Source organism: Antarcticimicrobium luteum (assembly GCF_004358185.1).
In the GTDB taxonomy this organism is placed as follows: Bacteria; Pseudomonadota; Alphaproteobacteria; order Rhodobacterales; family Rhodobacteraceae; genus Antarcticimicrobium; species Antarcticimicrobium luteum.
This window is the reverse complement of sequence record NZ_SMUV01000071.1, coordinates 166,243-190,080: the sequence shown is the minus strand read 5'-3', so window position 1 is coordinate 190,080 and position 23,838 is coordinate 166,243. Positions and strand designations below refer to the sequence as shown.

Genomic DNA, 23,838 nt, shown 5'->3' with positions numbered 1-23,838 from the left:
AATGAGCGATTTTAGTTATGAGACCGTGCTGAGCACGCTGGGCGAAAACGGGGTGCGGACCATTGCGCTGAACCGGCCCGGCAGCCTGAACGCGATGAACCGGCAGCTGATCGACGATGTGGCGCGGGCGTTCGACGACGCCAATGCGGATCCCGCGACGCGGGCGATCGTGTTCACCGGCACGGGCAAGGCGTTCTGCGCCGGCGACGACCGGCACGAACATGTGCATCCCGAGACCGAGGAACAGGCGCGCGCGGCGGTGAACGCGATCCAGCGGGCGACGCAGGCGATTACGCTGGGGGCCAAGCCGGTGGTGGGCGCGATCAACGGCTGGGCTGTCGGCGGCGGCTTTGAGTGGGCGATCAACTGTGATTTCCCGATCTGGGGTGAGAGCGCGAAAGGCTTCTTTCCCGAGGTGTCGCTGAACCTGTTCGTCACCGGGGCGGTAACCTCGCTGTTGCCGGCGCTGGTGGGGATGAACAGGGCGCGCGAGATGCTGATGCTGGGCGACAGATACGACGCCGCCGCGCTGAAGGAGATGGGGGTCGCCTGGCGGGTGGCGCCGGATGACGAGTTGATGGGGCAGGCGGTGGAGGTGGCCGGGCGGCTGGCGGCGCTGCCGCCCTTGTCGGTGCGGGCGATGAAGCGGGTGCTGAACGCGGCCGGCCTCACCGATCTGAACCGGGCGCTGGCGCTGGAGACCGAGGCGACCGTGGCGGGGTTCATGGACCCGGAGACCACGAGGTTGTTGAAGGATTTCTGAGCGCATCGGGGCAGGAAGCGCCCGCGCCCCGGTCTTGCATCGTCACGTCCTTGCGGCTATACGCGCCCGGTGGTCCCTCGGGGCCCGACTCACACGCAAAGAAACGCCGTGGTCGTCCTGTTCGCTTCGGGGGCGCATCCGGCAATGGAGAAGCGATATGAAACTGCACGAACTGCGCGACAATGCGGGCGCGACGAAATCCCGCAAACGCGTCGGCCGCGGCCCTGGCTCGGGCAAGGGCAAGACCGCCGGCCGGGGTATCAAGGGTCAGAAATCCCGTTCGGGTGTGGCCATCAACGGTTATGAGGGCGGCCAGATGCCGCTCTATCAGCGTCTGCCCAAGCGCGGCTTCAACAAGCCGAACCGCAAATCCTATGCGGTGGTGAACCTGGGGCTGATCCAGAAATTCATCGACGCCGGCAAGATCGACGCCGGTCAGGCCATCACCGAGGACGCGCTGATCGCCTCGGGTCTGGTGCGCCGCAAGCTGGACGGCGTCCGCATCCTGGCCAAGGGCGAGTTCAGCGCCAAGGCGACGATCGAAGTCACCGGCGCCTCGAAATCGGCTGTTGCCGCCGTCGAGGCCGCGGGCGGCGCGCTGAAGGTCACAACTGCGGGCGCTGACGCCTAAGCGGTTGTGGGCGGCGCGCCAGCCGCTTACATAGACCTCAGTTTTCCATGACGCCGCCCGAGCCGGAAAACGGCTCCGGGCGGCGCAATCATAAGAGAGACCTCTTTCATGGTATCAGCAGCAGAACAAATGGCGGCGAACACCAGCTGGGCCGCCCTGGGCAAGGCCACAGATCTGCGCAACCGCATCCTGTTTACGCTGGGCCTGCTGATTGTCTATCGGCTGGGCACCTTCATTCCGGTTCCGGGCATCGACGGCGCGGCTCTGCGCGAGTTCATGCAGCAGGCGGGGCAGGGCATCGGCGGCATGGTGTCGATGTTCACCGGCGGCGCGCTGGGTCGGATGGGCATCTTTGCGCTGGGCATCATGCCCTATATCTCGGCCTCGATCATCGTGCAGTTGCTGACCGCCATGGTTCCCTCGCTCGAACAGCTCAAGAAAGAGGGCGAGCAGGGCCGCAAGAAGATGAACCAGTATACCCGCTATGGCACGGTGGCGCTGGCCACGGTGCAGGCCTATGGCCTGGCGGTGTCGCTGGAAACCGGCGATCTGGCCACCGATCCGGGGCTGTATTTCCGCTTCTCCACCATGGTCACGCTGGTCGGCGGCACCATGTTCCTGATGTGGCTGGGTGAGCAGATCACCTCGCGCGGGCTGGGCAACGGCATCTCTTTGATCATTTTCGTCGGCATCATCGCCGAGGTTCCCGCAGCGATCGCGCAGTTCTTTGCCTCCGGCCGCTCGGGCGCGCTGAGCCCGGCCGTGATCATCGCGGTGATCCTGATGGTGATCGCGGTGATCACCTTTGTGGTGTTCATGGAGCGGGCGCTGCGCAAGATCCACATCCAGTATCCGCGCCGTCAGGTGGGGATGAAGGTCTATGACGGCGGCTCGTCGCACCTGCCGGTCAAGGTGAACCCGGCGGGCGTGATCCCGGCGATCTTCGCCAGCTCGCTGCTGCTGCTGCCGGTGACCATCTCGACCTTTTCGGCCAATGCGGCCAGCGGGCCGGTGATGTCCTGGCTGCTGGCGAATTTCGGGCCGGGCCAGCCGCTCTATCTGCTGTTCTTCGTCTCGATGATCGTGTTCTTCGCCTATTTCTATACCTTCAACGTCTCGTTCAAACCCGATGACGTGGCCGACAACCTGAAGAACCAGAACGGCTTTGTTCCCGGCATCCGTCCGGGCAAGAAAACGGCCGAGTATCTGGAGTATGTGGTCAACCGCATCCTGGTGCTGGGGTCCGGCTATCTTGCGCTGGTCTGCCTGATGCCGGAGATCCTGCGCGGCCAGTTCGCGGTTCCGTTCTATTTCGGCGGCACCTCGGTGCTGATCATCGTGTCGGTGACCATGGACACGATCCAGCAGGCGCAAAGTCATCTTCTGGCCCATCAGTACGAGGGGCTGATCGAGAAATCGCAGTTGCGCGGACGCGGCAAGGGCGCCACCAAGAAACGCACCAAACGGGGGCCGGCACGGCGATGAACATCATACTTCTGGGGCCGCCCGGCGCGGGCAAGGGAACACAGGCGCGCTATCTGGTCGAGGACCGCGGCATGGTGCAGCTGAGCACCGGCGACATGCTGCGCGAGGCCAAGGACAGCGGCACCGAGATGGGCAACATCGTTGCCGAGGTGATGGCCAAGGGCCAGCTGGTGACCGACGAGATCGTGATCGGGCTGATCCGCGAGAAGCTGGAGACGGTGAAGGCCAACGGGTTCATCTTTGACGGCTTTCCGCGCACGCTGGCCCAGGCCGACGCGCTGGGCGAGCTGCTGGAGGCCGAGGGCCAGAGCCTTGACGCGGTGATCGAGATGGAAGTCGACGACGAGGCCCTGGTCAGCCGCATCACCGCGCGCTCGACCTGCGGCACCTGCGGCGAGGTCTACAACGACATCACCAAGCCGATTCCGGCCGATGGCAAATGCGCCAAATGCGGCGGCACCACCTTCAACCGCCGCGCCGACGACAACGAGGACAGCCTGCGCACCCGGCTGATGGAATACTACAAGAAGACCTCACCGCTGATCGGCTACTACTATGCCAAGGGCAAGCTGAGCAGGATCGACGGGCTGGGCGAGATCGACGCGGTCCGCGCCGCGATCGCCGGCGCGCTGGACAGCTGAGGTCGGGGGTTGACCGCACGCGCAAAACCCCATATCGACCCCCATCCCGAGAGGGAATCAACCGCGGGGTGCGGGATTCGTCCGCGCCGCGCGCTCACCTCATGAACTGCTGGCCCGCTGGCACCCACTGCCATGGTCGAGCGTTGTGAAAAAAGGTTCTGGAGCTACGGAACCGCAACGAAAAGGAAAGTGACACGTGGCACGTATTGCCGGCGTAAACATCCCGACTGCAAAGCGGGTCCCCATCGCCCTCACCTATATCACCGGAATCGGAAACGCCTCGGCCAAGGCGATCTGTGACGCCGTCGGCATCGACCATGCCCGCCGGGTCAACGAACTGAGCGACGCCGAGGTTCTGCAGATCCGCGAGCATATCGACGCCAATTTCACCGTCGAAGGCGACCTTCGCCGCGAGACGCAGATGAACATCAAGCGTCTGATGGACCTGGGCTGCTATCGCGGTCTGCGTCATCGCCGCAACCTGCCGGTTCGCGGTCAGCGCACCCACACCAACGCTCGTACCCGCAAAGGCCCCGCAAAGGCCATTGCCGGCAAGAAGAAGTAAGGGAGGGTTCGATCAATGGCACGCGATAAGACTCGTACCAAGAAAAAAGAGCGCAAGAACATTGCCGCCGGCGTGGCGCATGTGAACAGCTCGTTCAACAACACCAAGATCCTGATCTCGGACGTGCAGGGCAATGCGATCGCATGGTCGTCTGCCGGCACCATGGGCTTCAAGGGATCGCGGAAATCGACCCCTTACGCCGCCCAGATGGCTGCCGAGGACGCCGGCAAGAAAGCCCAGGATCACGGCGTGAAAACGCTGGAAGTCGAAGTTCAGGGCCCCGGTTCGGGCCGTGAATCGGCACTGCGCGCGCTGGCCGCCGTCGGGTTCAACATCACCTCGATCCGCGATGTGACCCCGATCGCCCACAACGGCTGCCGCCCTCCGAAACGCCGCCGCGTCTAAGGGCAGAGACAGTATTGACGGGGCCGTGTCACAGCACGGCCCCGGTACGTCATTTTAAACCTCGGGCGTCTGCGCTTTTCGGACATGGAGCACGGACAGGAATGGAGGGACCGCATGATCCATAAAAACTGGGCAGAACTGATCAAGCCGACGCAGCTTGAGGTGAAGCCGGGCAACGATCCCGCACGGCAGGCCACCGTCGTGGCCGAACCGCTGGAGCGCGGCTTTGGTCTGACCCTGGGCAATGCCCTGCGCCGTATCCTGATGTCGTCGCTTCAGGGCGCCGCCATCACCAGCGTGCAGATCGACAACGTGCTGCACGAATTTTCCAGCGTGGCCGGCGTCCGCGAGGATGTCACCGACATCATCCTGAACCTCAAGGGGGTGTCGCTGCGCATGGAGGTCGAAGGCCCCAAGCGTCTGTCGATCAGCGCCAAAGGCCCGGCCGTGGTCACCGCCGGCGACATCAGCGAAAGCGCCGGGATCGAGATCCTGAACCGCGATCACGTGATCTGTCACCTGGACGACGGTGCCGACCTGTTCATCGAACTGACGGTCAATACCGGCAAGGGCTATGTTTCCGCCGACAAGAACAGGCCCGAGGATGCGCCCATCGGCCTGATCCCGATCGACGCGATCTATTCGCCGATCAAGCGGGTCAGCTATGACGTCCAGCCCACCCGTGAGGGCCAGGTTCTGGATTACGACAAGCTGACCATGAAGGTGGAAACCGACGGCTCGCTGACCCCCGACGATGCGGTGGCCTATGCCGCCCGCATCCTGCAGGACCAGCTGTCGATCTTCGTCAACTTCGACGAGCCCGAAGCGGCCGGCCGCGAGTCCGAGGACGACGGTCTGGAGTTCAACCCGCTTCTGCTGAAGAAGGTGGACGAGCTGGAACTGTCGGTGCGGTCCGCCAACTGCCTGAAAAACGACAACATCGTCTATATCGGCGATCTGATCCAGAAGACCGAAGCCGAGATGCTGCGCACCCCGAACTTCGGCCGCAAGTCGCTGAACGAGATCAAGGAAGTGCTCTCGGGCATGGGCCTGCACCTGGGCATGGATGTCGAGGACTGGCCGCCGGACAACATCGAGGATCTGGCGAAGAAGTTCGAAGACACGTTCTAGGCCTCGGCCTGAAATTTCGGTTCGGGCGGGATTTTCCCGGCCGGCCGGCCCCCGGGCATCCCCGCCCCAAGGAGAGTGGCTGACACGCATCGGCTGCCGGACAAAGCAAAACCGCCCGTAGAGGGCAAAGATGGAGATTAGAAAATGCGTCACGCACGTGGTTACCGCCGCCTGAACCGCACCCATGAGCACCGCAAGGCGCTGTTCGCCAACATGGCCGGGTCGCTGATCGAGCACGAACAGATCAAGACCACCCTGCCCAAGGCGAAGGAACTTCGCCCGATCGTCGAAAAGCTGATCACGCTGGCCAAGCGCGGCGATCTGCATGCCCGCCGCCAGGCCGCGGCGCGGCTGAAGCAGGACCAGCATGTTGCCAAGCTGTTCGAGATTCTGGGCCCGCGCTACAAGGACCGCCAGGGTGGGTACATCCGGGTTCTGAAGGCCGGCTTCCGCTATGGCGACATGGCGCCGATGGCGATCATCGAATTCGTCGACCGGGACGCTGACGCCAAGGGTGCGTCGGACAAGGCCCGTGTCGCCGCCGAGGAGGCCGCCGAGGAGTAATCCCGGCCCGTCGGCTGACAGTTTCGGGGGCGCTGCCTGATCGGGCGGCGCCCCTTTTCCGTGGCGGTTACACCGCGTCCAGGTCGGCCTTGATCAGCCGTTCGAGGTCGCGGATGGTGTGGTTGGCCAAGTTCTTGGGGATTTCGGCCACAACCTTGCTCTGCACCTCCGGGTGCAGCTCGTCGCGCAGTTTGCCCAGCAGCTTGGGATCGGCTGCGATCACCAGCTGCTCATAGGCGCCCTTGTGCGCGTGGCTGTAGAGGATCGCGGCCAGTTCCTTGGCGAACTTGTCGCGCGCCAGAACGTGCCAGTCGGACTGCTCCATCGCCGAGATCTGGCCGGCGCCGCTGTTGACAAGGCGGCCGGGGCGGTCGGCGTTGTCGGAAACCTCCGGCTGTTCCTCGCGGGCGATGACCTCGAAATTGGGGTCGGCGTGATCGGTCAGGTTGCGCATCAGGAGCGCCTTTTCGCTGTCCGCCACAACGATCCAGGTTCCATTGGTCAGTTCGGTCATTTGCCTCTCCTTCTGTCTTTCCGGTCGAGTGTATCTGTGGCCGGGCTTACGGGTAAAGCGCCGATATGCCTCCTGCGGCCCTTTGCGCGGCGGCTTGCAATCGTGGCCGCCCGGGCGCATATCGGCCACAACCGAAAGGAGGCCTGAATGTTCCGCTTTCTGGTGATCGCAGTGGCCCTGATCCTGTCGGCCCCGCTGGCCGTCCCGGCCGGGGCCGAGACGCGCGTGCCGCAATCGCAGACCGAGATTTCACTGGGCTTCGCGCCGTTGGTGAAACAGGCCGCGCCGGCGGTGGTCAATATCTATGCACGGATCGTCACCCAGGGGCAGGCGAGCCCGTTTGCCGGCGATCCGTTCTTTGAGGATTTCTTTCGCGGCTTCGGCACCCCGCGTCCGCGGGTGCAGAACTCGCTCGGGTCGGGTGTGATCCTGTCGGCGGACGGGATCGTGGTGTCGAATTACCACGTGGTCGGGCAGGCGACCGATATCCGGGTGGTCACCAACGACCGCCATGAATACGAGGCCCGGGTCGTCCTGGCCGACAAGGAGGCCGACCTGGCGATCCTGCAGCTTGAGGGCGCGCAGGGGCTGCCCTACCTGCCGTTGCGCGACTCCGACCATGTCGAGGTGGGTGAGCTGGTGCTGGCGATCGGCAACCCCTTTGGGGTGGGGCAGACGGTGAGCAGCGGAATCGTGTCAGGGCTGGCACGCTCGGGCGCGGCGACCGGCAATGCGCGCGGCTATTTCATCCAGACCGACGCGCCGATCAACCCGGGCAACTCGGGCGGGGCTCTGATCGACGTGAACGGGGCGCTGATCGGCATCAACAGCCGCATTCTCAGCCGCTCGGGCGGCTCGAACGGCATCGGATTCGCCATTCCCGCCAATCTTGTGGCGCAGTTCGTCGAGCAGGCGCAGGAGGGCAACATCGTGTTCGAGCGGCCCTGGGCCGGCATGGCCGGGCAGCCGGTGGACGCGGATCTGGCGCAATCGCTGGGGCTGGAGCTGCCGGAGGGGATCGTGATTTCCGATCTGCATCCGCAAAGTCCGTTCCGCAAGGCTGGATTCGAGGTGGGCGACGTGATCGCCCGGGTCGACGGTCAGCCGGTCAATTCGCCCTCGGAAATGGTGTTCCGCATGTCCGTTCGGGGGATCGGGGCAAAGGCGCAGGTGACCCGCGCGCGCCGGGGCGCGACCGACGAGATCGAGGTGGCGCTGATCGCCGCCCCCGACGATCCGCCCGCCGAGCCGGTGACGCTGGACGAAAAGACCGTGGTGCCGGGGCTGTCGGTGGCGCGCGCCAACCCGGCGGTGATTGCGCGGCTGGGCCTGCCGCTGACGACCGAGGGGGTCGTGGTGACCGATCCCGGTCCCTATGGCGCGCGGGCGGGGCTGAAACAGGGCGATGTGATCGGCGCGATCAACGACGAGGCGGTGGCGCGCCCGCGCGACGTGCGCCGCGCGCTCAGCGATCCGGGCCGATGGCTGAAGATGGATCTGTCGCGCCGCGGTCAGCGGGTGCGCCTGCGGTTCCGGCTGTAGCGGATGGCGGATCTGTTCGATACCGGGCCAGAGAGCGGGCCTGCGGGCGGCGCGGAACCCGCCCCGGTCAGACCCCGGCCGCTGGCCGACCGGCTGCGGCCGCAGTCGCTGGCCGAGGTGATCGGACAGGAGCAGATCCTGGGGCCGGACGGGCCGCTGGGGGCGATGCTGGCCGCCGGATCGTTGTCGTCGCTGATCCTCTGGGGGCCGCCGGGGGTGGGCAAGACCACCATCGCGCGGCTGCTGGCGGCGGAGAGCGATCTTCATTTCGTGCAGATCAGCGCCATTTTCAGCGGCGTTCAGGATCTGAAAAAGGTGTTCGAGGCGGCACGGATCCGGCGGAGCAACGGGCAGGGCACGCTGCTGTTCGTGGATGAGATTCACCGGTTCAACAAGGCGCAGCAGGACGGGTTCCTGCCGCATATGGAGGATGGCACCATCCTGCTGATCGGGGCCACCACCGAGAACCCGTCGTTCGAGTTGAACGCGGCGCTCTTGTCGCGCTCGCAGGTGCTGGTGCTGGAGCGGCTGAGCCTGGCGGAACTGGAGCGGCTGACCCAGCGCGCGGAAAAGGAGCTGGGCCGCCCGCTGCCGCTGACCGGCGAGGCGCGCGAGGCGCTGCTGGAGATGGCCGATGGCGACGGGCGCGCGGCGCTGAACCTGATCGAGCAGGTGATGGCCTGGAAGGTCGAGGGCAAGCTGTCCCCCGACCAGCTCGCCACCCGGCTGATGCGGCGGGCGGCGAAATACGACAAGTCGGGGGACGAGCATTACAACCTGATCTCGGCGCTGCACAAATCGGTGCGCGGATCGGACCCGGACGCGGCGCTGTACTGGTATTCGCGGATGCTGGAGGGGGGCGAGGATCCGCGCTATCTGGCCCGCCGCATCACCCGGATGGCGGTCGAGGATATTGGCCTGGCCGATCCGCAGGCGCAGACCCATTGCCTGCACGCATGGGAAACCTATGAGCGGCTGGGCAGCCCCGAGGGCGAGCTGGCGCTGGCCCAGGCGGTGATCTATCTGGCTTTGGCGCCGAAATCGAACGCCGGCTACATGGCCTATAAGATGGCGCGGCAACTGGCCAGAAAGACCGGCAGCGCGCCGCCGCCCAAGCATATCCTGAACGCGCCGACCGGGCTGATGAAGGAGCAGGGGTATGGCGCCGGCTATGCCTATGACCACGATGCCGAGGATGCGTTCTCGGGGCAGAACTATTTCCCCGAGGATGTGAAGCGGCCGGTGATGTACAGCCCGGTCGAGCGCGGCTTCGAGCGCGAGCTGAAAAAGCGGCTGGACTATTTCACCCGGCTGCGGCTGCAGCGGCAGGGTGATTAGCGGAGCGGTGGGACGACCCTCCGCAACGGACCTCCGAGCTAATCCCCCAGCGCGGAACAAGCCCGCGGGGCGCCGCGCAAGCGCCGGACCGTCCCGGCGGGCTGGCGCTTGGTCCACGTGAGCGCGCCGATCGGATCTCGTCCTGATTTAGCGACCATAAAGCGCGCCGATCAGAGGGTGCTGCGCCAGCTCACGGTCCGGCACTTGCGCGGCTCGCTCTTTTGGTCCGGAGGTTGATTTTGTGGATGAAATTCAGGCGAAAACCAACCCCCGCTTGACTCTGTGCCCCTGCCGCGCGACAGACCGGCCATGATGCAAACGGTAACATTCGTGGCACTGGGCGGCGCGATCGGCGCCTCTCTGCGCTATCTCGCGGGGCTGGGAATCGTGCGGCTGATCGGGCACACCGGCTTTCCGGTGGCGATCCTGACCGTCAACGTTCTGGGCTCGTTCCTGATGGGGGTTTTCGTGGTGGCGGCGGCGCACAAGGGGCTGACCCACCTGAGCCCGCTGGTGGTGACCGGGATGCTGGGCGGCTTTACCACCTTTTCGACCTTTTCGCTGGAGGCGGTGAACCTGATCGAACGCGGCGACCTGGGGTCGGCGGCGCTTTATGTGGGGCTGTCGGTGGCGGTCTCGATCCTGGCGCTGGCGCTGGGGATGATTTTGACGCGCGGGGTACTGGCATGAGCGGAGTGCAGACGATCACGGTGGAAGAGGGCGACGGCGATCAGCGGCTGGACCGCTGGCTGCGGCGCCTGTTCCCGCATGTCAGCCAGGGCCGCATCGAGAAGATGTGCCGCAAGGGCGAGCTGCGCGTCGATGGCGGGCGGGTCAAGCCCGCGACCCGGCTTGAGGCCGGTCAGCAGGTGCGGGTGCCGCCGCTGCCGGAGGCCGATCACCGGCCGCCGCCGCCGCGGTCGCGCATCTCGGACGCCGATGCAAAGATGATCCAGGACTGCGTGATCTACCGCGACGACCATATCATCGCGCTGAACAAGCCGCCGGGGCTGGCGGTGCAGGGCGGCAGCGGCACGACAAAACATGTTGACGGGCTGAGCGAGGCGCTGCGCTTTGGCTATGACGAGAAGCCGCGGCTGGTGCACCGGCTGGACAAGGACACCTCGGGCGTGCTGGTGCTGGCGCGCACGCGCGAGGCGGCGGCGGGGATGACGGCGGCGTTCCGGCACCGAGCCACGCGCAAGATCTATTGGGCGCTGGTCGCCGGTGTGCCGACCCCCTATCTGGGCGAGATCAAGGCCGGGCTGGTCAAGGCGGCCGGCCATGGCAAGGGCGGCGAGGGCGAGAAGATGATCGCCGTGCATCCGCGCGACATCGACAGCACGCCGGGGGCGAAACGGGCGCATACGCTTTATGCGACGCTTTACCGGGTGGCCGGGCGCGCGGCCTGGGTGGCGCTGGAGCCGCTGACCGGGCGCACCCACCAGCTGCGTGCGCATATGGCCGAGATGGGGCATCCGATCATCGGCGATGGCAAATACGGCGGCTCGGGGCAGGAGAACATGGGCGACGGCTGGGGCGCGCAACTGGGCGGCATCATCAGCAAGAAGCTGCACCTGCACGCCCGCAGCCTGAGTTTCGAGCATCCGGTGACGAAAAAGCCGGTCACCATTGTCGCAGAGTTGCCCGAGCATATGAAACAGAGCTGGGACACCTTCGGCTGGTCCGAGGATCTGGCCGATGACGACCCGTTCGAGGCGATCCGGTGAGCCAGCGGCTGGTCATTTTCGACGTCGACGGCACGCTGGTGGACAGCCAGGTCAGCATCATCGCGGCGATGACGGCGGCCTTTGGCGCCGAGGGGCTGGCGGTGCCGGCGCGGGCGGCGGTCCTGGCGATCGTCGGGTTGTCGCTGGATCATGCCATGCTGCGGCTGGCGCCCGGGGCCGCGGCGGACAGCCGCGCGCGTCTGGTCGAGGGCTACAAGGCGGCCTATCACGCGCACCGGCTGGAACAGGGGGCGGCGCATTCGCCGCTGTTCCCGGGTACGGCGGAGATGCTGGAGGATCTGGCGGCGCAGCCCGGAATCCTGATCGGCGTGGCCACGGGCAAATCGCGTCGCGGGCTGGACGCGCTGATCGAGGCGCATGGGCTGGGGCGCTATTTCGTCACCACCCAGGTGGCCGACGATCACCCGTCGAAACCGCACCCGGCGATGATCGAGGCGGCGCTGGCCGAGACCGGCGTTTCGGCCGCAGATGCGGTGATGGTGGGCGATACCAGCTATGACATGGACATGGCCAGGGCCGCAGGCGTTGCCGGGCTGGGCGTGAGCTGGGGGTATCACGCCCCCGAGGCACTGAAAAACGCGCGGTCGGTGATCGACCGGATCGAGGATCTGCCGCCCGCGTTGGATCGGATCTGGGAAAAGACAGCATGAGCGAATGGAAGCAGAAACGCTTTTGGACCGATGTGAGCGTAGAGAAGGATGAGGACGGGTATTCCGTCGCGCTGGACGGGCGGCGGATCAAGACGCCGGCCAAGGCGCCGCTGATCCTGCCCGCTCGGCCGATGGCCGAGGCGGTGGCGGACGAATGGGCGGCGCAGGAGGGGGAAATCGATCCGCGCAGGATGCCCTTCACTCGCTCGGCCAACGCGGCGATCGACAAGGTGCGCACGCAGCATGGCGAGGTGGCGGACTTGCTGGCCGACTACGGCGATTCCGATCTTCTGTGTTATCGCGCCGACAGGCCGCAGGAACTGGTGGAGCGTCAGGCCGAGGCCTGGGGTCCGGCGCTGGACTGGGCGGAACAGGCGCTGGGTGTGCGGCTGGAGCCGCGTAGCGGCGTGATCCACCGGCCGCAGGACCCCGAGGCGCTGGCCCGGTTGCGGGCGCAGGTTCATGCGCTCGATGCGTTCCGGCTGGCGGCGTTTCATGATCTTGTGAGTCTGACCGGCTCGCTCATCCTTGGCTTTGCGGCGGCCCGTGACTGGCGCCCGGTCGATGCCCTGTGGGCGCTTTCGCGCCTCGACGAGCATTGGCAGGAGGAGCAATGGGGCGCCGATGACGAAGCGGCAGCGATCGAGGCGCTGAAGCGGGACGCCTTTCTGCATGCCAAGGCGTTCTATGATTTTGCATGATTGATCAGGGTCCGGGCGTTGCCGTTGCGTCAGGCATTGGCGGCGCGGGCACTGATCTAATTGTCTGATCCTACCCTTGACGTCAGTTGATGAATCCGCCCAAACTTGCTCGTGCCTAGGGGGAGTACCCGTTTGGTATATGAACCGGCGTCAGTTGTTGCCGGACAACCGCCCATCATGAGGCGGCAAATCAGGAAGAGGTGAAAATGAAGAAATCCGTATTTTTTGGCGCGTTGACCGTAGCCGGCCTAGCCGCCGGCGCGGCTGCAGCGGGCACCATGGACGACGTCAAGGCACGCGGTAAGCTGAACTGCGGTGTGACGACAGGCCTGGTCGGTTTTGCTGCACCGGACGCGAACGGGGAATGGAACGGGTTCGACGTGGCGGTGTGCCGTGCCGTTGCCGCGGCTGTGCTGGGCGACCAGAACGCTGTGGAATTCGTGCCGACCACCGGCAAGACCCGCTTTACCGCGCTCGCCTCGGGCGAGATCGACATGCTGGCCCGCAACACCACCTGGACCTTCTCGCGCGATGTCGACCTGAAGTTCGAATTCGTCGGCGTGAACTACTATGACGGTCAGGGCTTCATGGTTCCCAAGAGCCTGGGCGTGTCCTCGGCCAAGGAACTGGACGGCGCCACCGTCTGCATCCAGACCGGCACCACCACCGAGCTGAACCTGGCGGACTTCTTCCGCTCGAACAACATCAGCTACGAGCCGGTGCCGATCGAGACCAACGCCGAGGCGCAGCAACAATATCTGGCTGGTGCCTGTGACGTCTACACCACCGACGCCTCCGGCCTGGCCGCGACCCGCGCCACCTTCGAGACCCCCGGCGATCACGTGATCCTGCCGGAAATCATCTCGAAAGAGCCGCTGGGCCCGCTGGTGCGCCACGGCGACAACGAGTGGGGCGACATTGCACGCTGGAGCCTCAACGCACTGATCGCGGCTGAGGAATACGGCGTCACCTCGGCCAATATCGAAGAGCTGGCCAAGGGCACCAACAACCCGGAAATCAACCGTTTGCTGGGCACTGAGGGCACCCTGGGTGAAATGCTGGGCCTGGACAAGGAATGGGCCAAGCGGGCGATTGCCGCGAACGGCAACTATGGTGAGATCTTTGCCAAGAACATCGGCGAGAACACCCCGGTCGGTCTGGCGCGCGGCCTGAACGCGCAGTGGACCAACGGCGGGCTGCTGTACGCACCGCCGTTCCGCTAAGACTCATGGCGATCAGGGCGCGGGATCATCCCGCGCCCTTTTGCATTGTTAACGATAACAAATAATCCGGTCTTCACGGAACGGGGGGAAACTCCGTCGGAGGAAAAGACCGGGTTGCCTCGGGGATTCAATCGGTCATGACAACACTTTCTGACCCAGCCAAGGAGCAGTTCCGGCTGTCCATGCTCCTTTACGACACACGCTACCGATCGGCCACGATCCAGGTGATCGCGCTGATCTTTTTCATGCTTCTGGCAGCCTGGCTGATCAACAACACTGCGCAGAACCTGGCCGAGCTGGGAAAGCCGATCGATTTCGGGTTCTTCAGCGAGCCGGCCAGCTATGACATCAATCAGCGTCTGCTGGACTACAATTCGCGCGATACCCATCTGCGGGCGGCGCTGATCGGGCTGCTCAATACGCTGGTCGTTGCCGTTCTGGGCTGCGCCACCGCGACGATCCTGGGGGTCATAATCGGCGTTCTGCGACTGTCGCACAACTGGCTGATCGGCCGGCTGATGACGGTCTATGTGGAGATGTTCCGCAACGTGCCGGTGCTGCTGTGGATCGTGTTCATCATGGCGATCCTGATCGAGACGCTGCCGGCGCCACGGGCGTTCCGGGGCGAGGATCCGGCCGCGAGCATGCTGCTGGGCGATACTGTGGCGCTGACCAATCGCGGGGTCTACATCCCCGAGCCGCTGTTCTCGCGCAGTCTGGGCGACGTTCACATGCTGGGCGGCTCTGGTCTGCGCTTTGACATCAGCCTGGATCTGATCCTGCTTCTGGTGGTGCTGGGCGGCGGTCTCTGGGTGTCGCGCCGGATCAAGCGGCGGGCGGACCGGATTCAGGAATCCACCGGCGTGCGGCCGACCACCTGGTATCTGCGCCTGGGCGTGATCGTGGTGCCGCTGGCGATCGTTCTGACGGTGCTGGGCTTTCACCTGGGGTATCCGGCGCTGAAAGGCTTCAACTTTCAGGGGGGCACGCACCTTCGCAATTCGCTGATCGCCCTGTGGCTGGCGCTGTCGCTCTATACCGCGGCCTTCGTGGCCGAGATTGTGCGATCGGGGATCATGGCGATTTCCAAGGGCCAGACCGAGGCGGCGTCGGCGCTGGGGCTGCGGTCCAACCGGATCATGAGCCTGGTAATCCTGCCGCAGGCGCTGCGGGTGATCGTACCGCCGCTGATCTCGCAATACCTGAACCTGACCAAGAACTCGTCGCTGGCGATCGCGGTGGGCTACATGGACATCACCGGCACGCTGGGCGGGATCACCATGAACCAGACCGGGCGCGAGCTGGAATGCGTTCTGCTGCTGATGCTGGTCTATCTGGTCATCAGCCTGAGCATTTCGACGGTGATGAACTGGTACAACGAATCCGTGAAGCTGAAGGAGCGCTGAGATGTCCGATGTTTCTTTTGTCCGAACGGAAATGCTGCCGGAAAAGGCCCCGCCGGTCACATCCGCCGGCGCCATCGGCTGGATGCGGGAGAACCTGTTTTCCGGCTGGTTCAACACGGCGCTGACGCTGGTCTCGCTCGTGGTCATCCTCTATGTGCTCTCGGCGATCGTGCCGTGGGTTCTGTCGCCGACCTGGTCGGGCACCTCGCTGAACGAATGCCGTGAAATGCTGGCCGCGGCCGGCCACAACGGCGGACATGGCGGCGCCTGCTGGGGGGTGATCCGGGAACGCTGGATCCAGCTGTTGTTCGGATTTTATCCGAGCGAACTGTATTGGCGGCCCATCGCGGCCTTCATCCTGCTGGCGGTGGCGCTGGCGCCGATCCTGTTTTCCGACAAGGTTCCGGGCAAACTGATCTGGTTCTCGGCCGCCTACCCGTTCATCTTCCCCTGGCTATTGTGGGGCGGTACCGTCTGGGGCCCGATCGCGGCCGCGGCGGGGTTCGGGATCGGTTTTGTGGTCTATCGCATCCTGAGCGACGCGGTGAGCAGCCTGGCCGGCATGATCGGCGGCCTGGTCGCGGCCCTGATCTGGTGGCTGGCCCTGTCGGGGCTGGCGGTCTCGGCGCTGGAAAGCATCCTGCCGATCGGCATCGAGGCGGTGGAAAGCCGCAAGTTCGGCGGCTTCATGCTGTCGATCACCATCGGCATCGTGGCCATCGCCTGTTCGCTGCCCCTCGGCGTCGTGCTGGCGCTGGGGCGGCAATCGGACCTGCTGATCGTGAAGTATCTCTGCGTGGGCTTCATCGAGTTCATCAGGGGCGTGCCGCTGATCACGCTGCTGTTCGTGGCCTCGACGCTGCTGAACATCTTCATGCCGCCGGGGACCAATTTCGACATCATCCTGCGGGTTCTGATCATGGTGACGCTGTTCGCCTCGGCCTATATGGCCGAAGTGATCCGCGGCGGGCTCGCCGCGCTGCCCAAGGGGCAGTACGAGGGCGCCGATTCGCTGGGGCTGGACTATTGGCAGTCGCAGCGGCTGATCATCATGCCGCAGGCGCTGAAGATCTCGATCCCGGGGATCGTCTCGACCTTCATCGGGGTGTTCAAGGACACCACGCTGGTCTCGATCATCGGGCTTCTCGATCCGCTGGGCTTGTCGAACGCCATCCGTGCCGACGCCAACTGGAACGGCATCGTGTGGGAGCTTTACGGCTTTATCGCGCTGCTGTTCTTCGTCTTCTGCTTCGGCATGTCCCGTTACTCCATGTATCTGGAGCGCAAGCTTCAGACCGGCCACAGATAAGGAAGTCACACAATGTCTGCATTGGCTATCGACCGTGAAATCGACCGCTCCAAGATGAAAGTCTCGGACGAGGTCGCCATTGAAATCCTCAACATGAACAAGTGGTTCGGGACATTCCACGTGCTGCGCGACATCAACCTGACGGTCAACGCCGGCGAACGGATCGTCATCGCCGGCCCGTCGGGGTCGGGTAAATCGACCCTGATCCGCTGCATCAACGCGCTGGAGGAACACCAGCAGGGCAAGATCGTCGTCGACGGGACCGAGCTTTCGAACGATCTGAAGAACATCGACAAGATCCGCTCCGAGGTCGGGATGGTGTTCCAGCATTTCAACCTGTTTCCGCACCTGACGATCCTGGAGAACTGCACGCTGGCGCCGATCTGGGTGCGCAAGACGCCGCGCAAGGAGGCGGTGGAGCGGGCGATGCATTTCCTGGAAAAGGTGAAGATCCCCGAGCAGGCCGACAAATATCCCGGACAGCTGTCGGGCGGTCAGCAGCAGCGGGTGGCGATCGCGCGCAGCCTTTGCATGATGCCGCGGATCATGCTGTTCGACGAGCCGACATCGGCGCTGGACCCTGAGATGATCAAGGAGGTGCTCGATACCATGATCGAGCTCGCCGAAGAGGGGATGACCATGCTCTGCGTGACGCATGAGATGGGCTTTGCCCGCCAGGTGGCGAACCGGGTCATCTTCATGGACCAGGGCCAGATCGTCGAGCAGAACGAGCCGGAAGAGTTCTTCAACAACCCGCAGAGCGACCGGACCAAGCTGTTCCTCAGCCAGATCCTGGGCCATTGAGGGCCACGCGACCGGGCCGCTGAAACGGCCGCAGAGAGAGATTGGCAAAGGCCGGGCATCGCGCCCGGCCTTTTTCACTCTTCGGTCTGCTCGCCCAGCAATTCGCGCGGGACAACGAAATCCACCACCGCGCCGCCGCGCCAGGCCAGTTTTTCCCAGCTATCGATGTCAAAGCGGGCGATCAGCGTCGCGCCGGTGGGATAGGCGTCGAACTTCGGATGATCGGGCGGCTCGCCCAGGATCTCGGCGGCGAACTGGCCGATGCCGGGGCTGTGGCCCAGCAGCAGGACGGTGTCGCCGGTGGCCTCCGACAGTTCGCGCAGGATCTGGTTGGCGGTCACCAGATAGAGGGTGTCGGTGACCTCTGCGGGCGTGTCGAAGCCCATCCGCTCATAGGTTTCCCGCGTGCGTCGCGCCGAGGAGCAGAGTACCTGGTCGGGCACCAGCCCCTTGGCGCGCAGCCATTGTCCGATCGCCACGGCCGAGCGGCGCCCGCGCGCATTCAGTGGCCGGTCGTGATCGGGCATGCCGGCGGTGTCCCAGCTGGATTTTGCATGGCGGGTCAGGATCAGGGTTCGGGTCATGGGTGGAAAGACCTCATGTGAAGGGCGGATTGCGCGGGCCGCCGGCCGGCGCCCCGGCTGAACGGGCAGGCGCGGCGCACCGCGCACCCCTGCATCATACAGGATTGCCCGGCGGGGCTGTCCAGATAATCGTGGCAGCGGGGCACATCATAGGGACGGTCGGCGCCAAGCGCCCCGACCGGGCAGGCGGTGAGGCAGGGTTTTTCGACGCAGATGTCGCAGGGCGAGGCGGCGGTCGCGGCGGGCAGGGCGAAGGGATCGGCGAAATGCAGCGCACCGCGATAGGAGATCATCATCCCGACGGTGTCATGCACCAGCATGCCCGTTGGGCTGGAAAAGGCGCGCCCCGATTTCAGCGCCCAGTCGATGAAGGGGGTGTAGGGCGGGCCGCCGAAGGGGAAATGCGCCGTCGCGCCGAGCTTGGCGGCCAGCCCGCCGATCACGCGCGCGGACCAGCGGTCGACCGGATCGGGCGCGCCGTCCTGCGCCTCGGGCGAGGCGGTGAAGGCGGGCCAGAAGGCCGGACCGGCGCCGAGCAGGATCAGGCTGCCGCCGGTGAGGCCCCTGGCCCCGGTCGCCGCCACGTCCAGCGCGCCCATGACGATCAGCCCATCCGCCTCGGCGGCGGCGCGGAGGCGGGCGTAGGTCATTTGCGGAAAAACGGCAGGCGCAGGCTCCAGCCCAGGCGGGCCGGGCGGTCGTCCTGCCAGCGCAGGCCCACGGTCATCGCCTCGTGCCCATCGGTGGGCTGGGCGACGTAGGTGCCGAACAGCCGGTCCCAGATCGACAGCGAAAAGCCGTAGTTGCTGTCATGCTCGTGCCGATGCACCGAGTGATGCACGCGGTGCATGTCCGGGGTGACCAGCATCAGCCGGAGGGCGCGGTCCAGCGGCAGCGGCAGGCGAAGATTGGCGTGGTTGAACATGGCGGTTCCGTTCAGGATGATCTCGAAGAGGACGACGGCGAGCGCCGCCGGCCCCAGGAGATAGACCAACCCGATCTTGAGCCCCATGGAAAGGGCGATTTCGACCGGGTGGAAGCGGATCGCGGTAGTCACGTCCATGTCGCGGTCGGCGTGATGGACCCGGTGCAGCCGCCACAGGGGGGGCACCTTGTGGGTGATCAGGTGTTGCGCCCAGATCGCGAAATCAAGGATCAGGATCGCCAGCGCCACCTCGACCCAGACGGGCCAGGCGAGCGCGTTGAAAAGGCCCCAGCCCCCGCGGGCGGCATCGAGGGCCGCGCCCACCGCCAGCAGCGGCAGCAGCAGGGCCATCAGGCGCAGGGTGGCGGTGTTGATCACCGTCAGGCCCCAGTTGGTCAGCCAGCGCCGCGATCGCGGAACCCGCCGCGCCCGCCGGGGCAGGGCGGCCTCGGTCAGCGCAAGCAGGGCGAACAGCCCCAGAAAGACCGACAGTCGGATCAGTGCCTCGTTTTCCATATATGCAGAGTTATGCATGTAACGACACAAGGCAAGGCCGCGCGGAAATATTCCGCTGACATCCGTCCCGATGTCCTGCCCCGATGTCCCGCCCCGGATGTCAGCCCTTGCGGATCAGCGAGCCTGCGCCGTGTTCGGTGAACAGCTCGAGCAGAACCGCATTGGGCGCGCGTCCGTCCAGGATCGCCACAGCCCGCACACCGCCCTCGATGGCGGCCAGCGCGGTTTCGGTCTTGGGGATCATGCCGCCGGCGATGACGCCGTCGCGGGTCATCTCGCGGATATGTTCGGCGGTCAGTTCGGTCACCACTTCGCCGGCGGCGTTCTTGACGCCGGGCACATCGGTCAGCAGCAGCAGGCGGTCGGCCTTGAGCGCGGCGGCGATGGCGCCGGCGGCGGTGTCGCCGTTGACGTTGTAGGTCTCGCCGTTGCGGCCGGCGCCGATCGGGGCGATCACCGGGATGATCTCATGCGCGAAGAGGTCGGTCAGCAGCTTGGGGTTCATCTGCGACGGGGTGCCGACAAAGCCCAGCGCCGGATCGGTCTGGTCGCAGATCATCAGGTTGGCATCCTTGCCCGAGAGGCCCACGGCAGTGCCGCCCTGGCGGTTGACCGCCTGCACGATCCGCTTGTTGACCAGGCCGGAGAGCACCATCTCGACCACCTCGACGGTGATTTTGTCGGTTACCCGCTTGCCGTTGACGAATTCGGATTTCACGCCAAGCTTTTCCAGCATGGCGTTGATCATCGGACCGCCGCCGTGAACGATCACCGGGTTCACGCCGACCTGCCGCATCAGCACCACGTCGCGGGCGAAACTGTCCATCGCTTCGTCGCTGCCCATGGCGTGGCCGCCGAGCTTGATCACGATGATGGCCTCGTCGTAGCGCTGCAGGTAGGGCAGCGCGTGCGACAGGGTTTCGGCGGTGGCGATCCAGTTGCGGTTCATGTCCTGTGTCTTCATCGGAAACTCCGTTCGGGGCGAAATCTCATGAAAGGAGCGCGCGGTGCAAGCTATTCCTGCAACAGCCCGGCGATGATGGCGCGCAGGGTTGCAATCCCGTCGCCCTTTTCGCTGGAGGTCAGGACAATCTCGGGATAGGCGGCGGTGTGTTTGGCCAGCGCGCCGCGCACCTGGGTCAGCACCTTGTCGCGCTCGGCCGCCTTGATCTTGTCGAGTTTGGTCAGCACGCACTGGAAGGTCACCGCGCTGGTGTCGAGCAGCGACATGATCTCTTCGTCCACCGGTTTCACCCCGTGGCGGGCGTCGACCAGCACGAAGGCGCGGCGCAGGGTCTGGCGGCCCGACAGGTATTGTTTCAGCAGCCGCTGCCATTTCTCGACCACCGGCAGCGGCGCGTTGGCATAGCCATAGCCCGGCAGGTCGACGAGATAGAGGTCGGGGCCCTGCGTGAAAAAGTTGATCTCCTGCGTGCGGCCGGGGGTGTTGGAGGCGCGGGCCAGCCCCTTGGTGCCGGTCAGCGCGTTGATCAGGCTTGATTTTCCGACGTTGGAGCGGCCGGCAAAGCAGATCTCGAGCCGGTCGGCGGGGGGCAGGCCGGACATGGCGACCACGCCCTTGACGAAGATCGACTCGCGCGCGAACAGCAGCCGGCCGGTCTCGGCGTCCTGCGGATCGGGCTCTTCGGCCAGGGGAAAGCGCATCTGCATCAGTTCAGAACCTCGATGGTGTCGCCTTCGGACAGCGGTCCGCCGCGGGTGACGCGGGCATAGACACCGCAATCTTGATGGCCGAAGCCCTCGTTCAGGGCCTTCAGCGTCTCGGCGTCGCGCAGGCCCGTCTCGGGATTGGCGGTGGTGGCCATGCAGCGGCGGATCGGCTCCACCAGCTCCATCTCGACCGCGCCGAGGCGCAGCCGCTTGGCGGGCCAGGCGGTCTCGGCCCAGGGGGCGAACCCGTCGAACAGGATGTTGCCGCGCCAGCGCAACGGCGAGATGGCATGGCCGAGCTGACGCTCGACTTCGGCGTGGCTGGCCATGTTGATGAGCGAGACCGAGGGATAGTCGCTGTCGGTCATTGCCTGCGCGGGCGCGCGGACCAGCCGCGCGGGCTGCGGGCGGTCGGAGTTGGTGATCGCGCTCGCCCAGTCGATAAAGCGCGCCGCGTCGGCGGGATCCTCGGGGGTGATGGTGATGTCGGGCCGGTTCGGGTGGCTGAGCGTCAGCCGGCCTGTCGCCTCGTCGAGCTGCGCCGCGACCGCCTGAAGGGCGGGCGATCCGGCGGCGCGGGTGAATTCGCGGCAGGGCGTCCAGGCGGGCGCGGCATCGTCAAAGCGCGAGGCCTCATGCGCGACCGCCCAACGCCGGTCCCAGGGCAGGGCGGCGCCCTCGGTCAGGGTCACGCTGGCCACCCGCTCACGTCCGTGGGACTTGATCGGGTGGCGCCAGATTTCCCTGACCCGGCCGGTCACTTCTTGTCTCCGGCCGGTTTGCGCTTGAAGGTTTCCTTGATGTTGCCGAACACGTCCGGTTTGTACCCCTGGGTGCGCATGATCAGGTACTGCTGGGTGAAGGTGATGGTGTTGTTGGTGATCCAGTAGACCACCAGCCCGCTGGCAAAGCGGCCCAGCATGAACATGAAGACCCAGGGCATCCAGGCAAAGATCATCTTTTGCGTGGGATCGGTGGGCGCCGGGTTCAGCTTTTGCTGCAGGAACATCGAGATGCCCAGAAGCAGCGGCAGGATGCCGATCATCACCGTGGCCACCATCGAGCCGGGGTCCGGCGCGCCCCAGGGCGCGAGGCCGAAGAAGTTCATGATCGAGGTGGGATCCGGCGCGCTGAGATCCTGGAACGGGCCGAACCAGGCGGTCTGGCGCAACTCGATGGTGACGAAGATCACCTTGTAGAGCGAGAAGAAGATCGGGATCTGCAGCAGGATCGGCAGACAGCCGGCGGCCGGGTTTACCTTTTCCTTCTTGTAAAGCTCCATCATCCCCTGCTGAACCTTGGCGCGGTCGTCGCCGGCGGCCTCTTTCAGCTTTTCCATCTGGGGCTGAAGTTCCTTCATCTTGGCCATCGAGACATAGGATTTGAAGGCCAGCGGGAACAGGATCGCCTTGAGGATCAGGGTGAGGCCGATGATCGACCAGCCCATGTTGCCGAGCAGGTTGTGGATGTTGTGCAGCAGCCAGAAGATCGGCTTGGTCAGGAAAAAGAACCAGCCCCAGTCGATCGAGTCGATGAAACCCTGAATGCCGGCGGTCTCATAGGCGCGGATGGTTTCCCATTCCTTGGCGCCGGCGAACAGCTGGGTGGTGACGCTGGCCGACTGCCCCTCGGCGAGGGTTTCGGTCGGCAGCACCGCCTCGGTCTGGTAGATGTCGCGGCGCTCGTCGTATTTGGCGGCCTGCTTGAAGGCGCTGCCGGGGGCGGGGATCAGGGTCGACATCCAGTAGTGGTCGGTAAAGCCGATCCAGCCGTTTTCCTCGACCTGGCGGACCTCGGCGCGGGCGCCTTCACGGTCCTGGAAATCAAAGTCCGGCATTTTCTTGTAGTCGGTTTCGGTCAGCTCGCCATCGGACATGGAAACCACGCCCTCGTGCAGGATAAAGAATTTCTTGCGGTCTGCGGGCTCGCCGTGGCGCGCCAGGATGCCATAGGGCGCCAGGCTGACCGGGGCGCCGGAGGCGTTCTGGACCGTCTGGGTGACGGTGAACATGTAATTATCGTCCACCGCGACCACGCGGCGGAAGGTCAGGCCCTTGCCGTTGTCCCAGGCCAGCGTCACCGGGCTGTCGATGCTCAGCGTTTTGCCGCTTTCGGCCCGCCATTCGGTATTGGGGCCCGGCACGTCGTTCGCGGTGAGACCGGCGCCGGGCGCCCAGCCGTAAAGCGCGTAATAGGCGCCAGCCTCGCCCACCGGCTTGAGCATGCGGACGATTTCGGACTGCGGGTCGATGGTGACGCGGTAATCCTTGAGCGACAGATCGTCGATCCGGCCGCCCAGCAGCGAGATGCTGCCGGTCAGGCGCGGCGTGTCGATGGCGACGCGGGGCGCGTCTGTGGCGGCCTCCTGCGGGGCCGAGCCCGGTGCGGTGCCGGCCGTGCCGCTGCCGGCCTCGGCGGTCGGCGCCGTGGCGGAAGGGACCGCGGGTGCGCCCGCGCCGGGCGTGGTCTGGCTGGCCTGTTCGGTCGGCGCGGTGCCGGTTGTGTCCGGCTCCGGCGGCGGGAACAGGATGAACCACCCGAGGATCACCAGGAAACTGAGCGCCGTTGCGAGAATGAGGTTCTTGTTCTGATCGTCCATCGGGGACCGCCACCTTGTGCTGTCTATGACAGGGTGGGTTCAACAGAGTGCAGCCCCAAAGGTCAAGCGGATTCCGGGTGAGTGTGCATTCGTGGTGCGCCCCGGTCCGTTCCCGGCCCA

Annotated in this window: 26 protein-coding genes; 18 read left to right on the top strand and 8 right to left on the bottom strand. The window is 65.4% G+C overall.

The genetic code is table 11. The annotated features are described in order from the left end of the window. Position 1: 1 nt before the first annotated feature. The 8 genes from E1832_RS16700 to rplQ all read left to right on the top strand — a co-directional run bounded on the left by E1832_RS16700 (position 2) and on the right by rplQ (position 6,185). Positions 2–763, top strand: coding sequence for an enoyl-CoA hydratase/isomerase family protein (locus E1832_RS16700; RefSeq protein WP_133360906.1), 762 nt, complete (start codon positions 2–4; stop codon positions 761–763). Between the two features lie 157 nt (positions 764–920). Next, positions 921–1,394: a 50S ribosomal protein L15 gene (gene rplO, locus E1832_RS16695; RefSeq protein WP_133360905.1), complete on the top strand. Its 474-nt coding sequence runs from the start codon at positions 921–923 to the stop codon at positions 1,392–1,394. Positions 1,395–1,502: 108 nt separating this feature from the next. Next, complete coding sequence (gene secY, locus E1832_RS16690; RefSeq protein WP_133360904.1) at positions 1,503–2,879, top strand: preprotein translocase subunit SecY; 1,377 nt, start codon at positions 1,503–1,505, stop codon at positions 2,877–2,879. Continuing rightward, on the top strand, positions 2,876–3,520 hold the full coding sequence (locus E1832_RS16685) for an adenylate kinase (protein ID WP_133360903.1): 645 nt from the start codon (positions 2,876–2,878) through the stop codon (positions 3,518–3,520). The genes secY and E1832_RS16685 overlap by 4 nt, the downstream gene beginning before the upstream one ends. Positions 3,521–3,716: 196 nt before the next feature. After that, a complete protein-coding gene (rpsM, locus tag E1832_RS16680; RefSeq protein WP_133360902.1) occupies positions 3,717–4,085 on the top strand; it encodes a 30S ribosomal protein S13 in 369 nt (122 codons plus the stop codon). 15 nt (positions 4,086–4,100) lie between these two features. Beyond that, positions 4,101–4,490: a 30S ribosomal protein S11 gene (gene rpsK, locus E1832_RS16675; RefSeq protein ID WP_133360901.1), complete on the top strand. Its 390-nt coding sequence runs from the start codon at positions 4,101–4,103 to the stop codon at positions 4,488–4,490. Between the two features lie 114 nt (positions 4,491–4,604). Continuing rightward, complete coding sequence (locus E1832_RS16670; RefSeq protein ID WP_133360900.1) at positions 4,605–5,621, top strand: DNA-directed RNA polymerase subunit alpha; 1,017 nt, start codon at positions 4,605–4,607, stop codon at positions 5,619–5,621. 144 nt (positions 5,622–5,765) lie between these two features. Then, the gene (gene rplQ / locus E1832_RS16665; RefSeq protein ID WP_133360899.1) at positions 5,766–6,185 is read left to right on the top strand and encodes a 50S ribosomal protein L17; all 420 of its coding nucleotides are present in this window, start codon (positions 5,766–5,768) and stop codon (positions 6,183–6,185) included. Between the two features lie 67 nt (positions 6,186–6,252). Here rplQ and E1832_RS16660 read toward each other — a convergent pair whose 3' ends face one another. Then, positions 6,253–6,699 (bottom strand): host attachment family protein, encoded by a 447-nt coding sequence (locus E1832_RS16660; protein WP_133360898.1) that lies wholly within the window; start codon positions 6,697–6,699, stop codon positions 6,253–6,255. 147 nt (positions 6,700–6,846) lie between these two features. On the opposite strand from E1832_RS16660, the gene E1832_RS16655 reads away from it, so the two are divergent. The 10 genes from E1832_RS16655 (at position 6,847) to E1832_RS16610 (ending at position 17,423) form a co-directional block, all read left to right on the top strand. Next, positions 6,847–8,241, top strand: coding sequence for a trypsin-like peptidase domain-containing protein (locus tag E1832_RS16655; protein ID WP_133360897.1), 1,395 nt, complete (start codon positions 6,847–6,849; stop codon positions 8,239–8,241). A 3-nt stretch (positions 8,242–8,244) separates the two neighbouring features. Beyond that, on the top strand, positions 8,245–9,579 hold the full coding sequence (locus tag E1832_RS16650) for a replication-associated recombination protein A (RefSeq protein ID WP_133360896.1): 1,335 nt from the start codon (positions 8,245–8,247) through the stop codon (positions 9,577–9,579). A gap of 309 nt (positions 9,580–9,888) precedes the next feature. Further along, a complete protein-coding gene (crcB, locus tag E1832_RS16645) occupies positions 9,889–10,269 on the top strand; it encodes a fluoride efflux transporter CrcB (protein WP_133360895.1) in 381 nt (126 codons plus the stop codon). After that, positions 10,266–11,309 (top strand): RluA family pseudouridine synthase, encoded by a 1,044-nt coding sequence (locus E1832_RS16640; RefSeq protein ID WP_133360894.1) that lies wholly within the window; start codon positions 10,266–10,268, stop codon positions 11,307–11,309. The genes crcB and E1832_RS16640 overlap by 4 nt, the downstream gene beginning before the upstream one ends. After that, complete coding sequence (locus E1832_RS16635; RefSeq protein WP_133360893.1) at positions 11,306–11,980, top strand: HAD-IA family hydrolase; 675 nt, start codon at positions 11,306–11,308, stop codon at positions 11,978–11,980. Before E1832_RS16640 ends, E1832_RS16635 begins: the two co-directional genes overlap by 4 nt. Then, positions 11,977–12,681, top strand: a complete 705-nt coding sequence (locus tag E1832_RS16630; protein WP_133360892.1) for an ATP12 family chaperone protein — start codon at positions 11,977–11,979, stop codon at positions 12,679–12,681. The genes E1832_RS16635 and E1832_RS16630 overlap by 4 nt, the downstream gene beginning before the upstream one ends. A gap of 206 nt (positions 12,682–12,887) precedes the next feature. Further along, positions 12,888–13,904, top strand: a complete 1,017-nt coding sequence (locus E1832_RS16625; RefSeq protein WP_133360891.1) for an amino acid ABC transporter substrate-binding protein — start codon at positions 12,888–12,890, stop codon at positions 13,902–13,904. Between the two features lie 137 nt (positions 13,905–14,041). Next, positions 14,042–15,310 carry an amino acid ABC transporter permease gene (locus E1832_RS16620; RefSeq protein ID WP_133360890.1) on the top strand — a complete coding sequence of 423 codons (1,269 nt, stop codon included), beginning with the start codon at positions 14,042–14,044 and terminating at the stop codon, positions 15,308–15,310. Position 15,311: 1 nt separating this feature from the next. Continuing rightward, complete coding sequence (locus E1832_RS16615; RefSeq protein ID WP_133360889.1) at positions 15,312–16,619, top strand: amino acid ABC transporter permease; 1,308 nt, start codon at positions 15,312–15,314, stop codon at positions 16,617–16,619. Positions 16,620–16,631: 12 nt separating this feature from the next. After that, a complete protein-coding gene (locus tag E1832_RS16610; protein ID WP_133360888.1) occupies positions 16,632–17,423 on the top strand; it encodes an amino acid ABC transporter ATP-binding protein in 792 nt (263 codons plus the stop codon). A gap of 74 nt (positions 17,424–17,497) precedes the next feature. Here the strand turns inward: E1832_RS16610 and E1832_RS16605 are convergent, their stop codons facing one another. The 7 genes from E1832_RS16605 to yidC all read right to left on the bottom strand — a co-directional run bounded on the left by E1832_RS16605 (position 17,498) and on the right by yidC (position 23,718). Next, entirely contained in the window at positions 17,498–18,007 is a 510-nt protein-coding gene (locus E1832_RS16605) for a SixA phosphatase family protein (RefSeq protein WP_133360887.1), read from the bottom strand. Beyond that, a complete protein-coding gene (locus E1832_RS16600; RefSeq protein WP_133360886.1) occupies positions 18,004–18,657 on the bottom strand; it encodes a ferredoxin in 654 nt (217 codons plus the stop codon). The genes E1832_RS16605 and E1832_RS16600 overlap by 4 nt, the downstream gene beginning before the upstream one ends. Beyond that, positions 18,654–19,448: a sterol desaturase family protein gene (locus tag E1832_RS16595; RefSeq protein WP_133360885.1), complete on the bottom strand. Its 795-nt coding sequence runs from the start codon at positions 19,446–19,448 to the stop codon at positions 18,654–18,656. Before E1832_RS16595 ends, E1832_RS16600 begins: the two co-directional genes overlap by 4 nt. 100 nt (positions 19,449–19,548) lie before the next feature. Then, a complete protein-coding gene (gene argB, locus E1832_RS16590) occupies positions 19,549–20,412 on the bottom strand; it encodes an acetylglutamate kinase (RefSeq protein WP_133360884.1) in 864 nt (287 codons plus the stop codon). Between the two features lie 50 nt (positions 20,413–20,462). Further along, a complete protein-coding gene (yihA, locus tag E1832_RS16585) occupies positions 20,463–21,119 on the bottom strand; it encodes a ribosome biogenesis GTP-binding protein YihA/YsxC (protein ID WP_133360883.1) in 657 nt (218 codons plus the stop codon). Then, on the bottom strand, positions 21,119–21,880 hold the full coding sequence (locus E1832_RS16580) for an MOSC domain-containing protein (protein WP_133360882.1): 762 nt from the start codon (positions 21,878–21,880) through the stop codon (positions 21,119–21,121). The genes yihA and E1832_RS16580 overlap by 1 nt, the downstream gene beginning before the upstream one ends. After that, complete coding sequence (yidC, locus tag E1832_RS16575) at positions 21,877–23,718, bottom strand: membrane protein insertase YidC (RefSeq protein ID WP_133360881.1); 1,842 nt, start codon at positions 23,716–23,718, stop codon at positions 21,877–21,879. The genes E1832_RS16580 and yidC overlap by 4 nt, the downstream gene beginning before the upstream one ends. Positions 23,719–23,838 lie beyond the last annotated feature (120 nt).

Bases quoted from the DNA above. Each gene is read 5' to 3' on its own strand.
- yidC (WP_133360881.1), bottom strand. From the start codon at position 23,718: ATGGACGATCAGAACAAGAACCTCATTCTCGCAACGGCGCTCAGTTTC.
- E1832_RS16655 (WP_133360897.1), top strand. From the start codon at position 6,847: ATGTTCCGCTTTCTGGTGATCGCAGTGGCCCTGATCCTGTCGGCCCCG.
- E1832_RS16620 (WP_133360890.1), top strand. From the start codon at position 14,042: ATGACAACACTTTCTGACCCAGCCAAGGAGCAGTTCCGGCTGTCCATG.
- E1832_RS16615 (WP_133360889.1), top strand. From the start codon at position 15,312: ATGTCCGATGTTTCTTTTGTCCGAACGGAAATGCTGCCGGAAAAGGCC.
- E1832_RS16625 (WP_133360891.1), top strand. From the start codon at position 12,888: ATGAAGAAATCCGTATTTTTTGGCGCGTTGACCGTAGCCGGCCTAGCC.
- rplO (WP_133360905.1), top strand. From the start codon at position 921: ATGAAACTGCACGAACTGCGCGACAATGCGGGCGCGACGAAATCCCGC.
- E1832_RS16595 (WP_133360885.1), bottom strand. From the start codon at position 19,448: ATGGAAAACGAGGCACTGATCCGACTGTCGGTCTTTCTGGGGCTGTTC.
- E1832_RS16640 (WP_133360894.1), top strand. From the start codon at position 10,266: ATGAGCGGAGTGCAGACGATCACGGTGGAAGAGGGCGACGGCGATCAG.
- argB (WP_133360884.1), bottom strand. From the start codon at position 20,412: ATGAAGACACAGGACATGAACCGCAACTGGATCGCCACCGCCGAAACC.
- E1832_RS16700 (WP_133360906.1), top strand. From the start codon at position 2: ATGAGCGATTTTAGTTATGAGACCGTGCTGAGCACGCTGGGCGAAAAC.
- E1832_RS16605 (WP_133360887.1), bottom strand. From the start codon at position 18,007: ATGACCCGAACCCTGATCCTGACCCGCCATGCAAAATCCAGCTGGGAC.
- yihA (WP_133360883.1), bottom strand. From the start codon at position 21,119: ATGCAGATGCGCTTTCCCCTGGCCGAAGAGCCCGATCCGCAGGACGCC.
- E1832_RS16630 (WP_133360892.1), top strand. From the start codon at position 11,977: ATGAGCGAATGGAAGCAGAAACGCTTTTGGACCGATGTGAGCGTAGAG.
- E1832_RS16610 (WP_133360888.1), top strand. From the start codon at position 16,632: ATGTCTGCATTGGCTATCGACCGTGAAATCGACCGCTCCAAGATGAAA.
- rpsK (WP_133360901.1), top strand. From the start codon at position 4,101: ATGGCACGCGATAAGACTCGTACCAAGAAAAAAGAGCGCAAGAACATT.
- rplQ (WP_133360899.1), top strand. From the start codon at position 5,766: ATGCGTCACGCACGTGGTTACCGCCGCCTGAACCGCACCCATGAGCAC.
- E1832_RS16650 (WP_133360896.1), top strand. From the start codon at position 8,245: ATGGCGGATCTGTTCGATACCGGGCCAGAGAGCGGGCCTGCGGGCGGC.
- E1832_RS16670 (WP_133360900.1), top strand. From the start codon at position 4,605: ATGATCCATAAAAACTGGGCAGAACTGATCAAGCCGACGCAGCTTGAG.
- E1832_RS16600 (WP_133360886.1), bottom strand. From the start codon at position 18,657: ATGACCTACGCCCGCCTCCGCGCCGCCGCCGAGGCGGATGGGCTGATC.
- secY (WP_133360904.1), top strand. From the start codon at position 1,503: ATGGTATCAGCAGCAGAACAAATGGCGGCGAACACCAGCTGGGCCGCC.
- E1832_RS16660 (WP_133360898.1), bottom strand. From the start codon at position 6,699: ATGACCGAACTGACCAATGGAACCTGGATCGTTGTGGCGGACAGCGAA.
- crcB (WP_133360895.1), top strand. From the start codon at position 9,889: ATGATGCAAACGGTAACATTCGTGGCACTGGGCGGCGCGATCGGCGCC.
- E1832_RS16685 (WP_133360903.1), top strand. From the start codon at position 2,876: ATGAACATCATACTTCTGGGGCCGCCCGGCGCGGGCAAGGGAACACAG.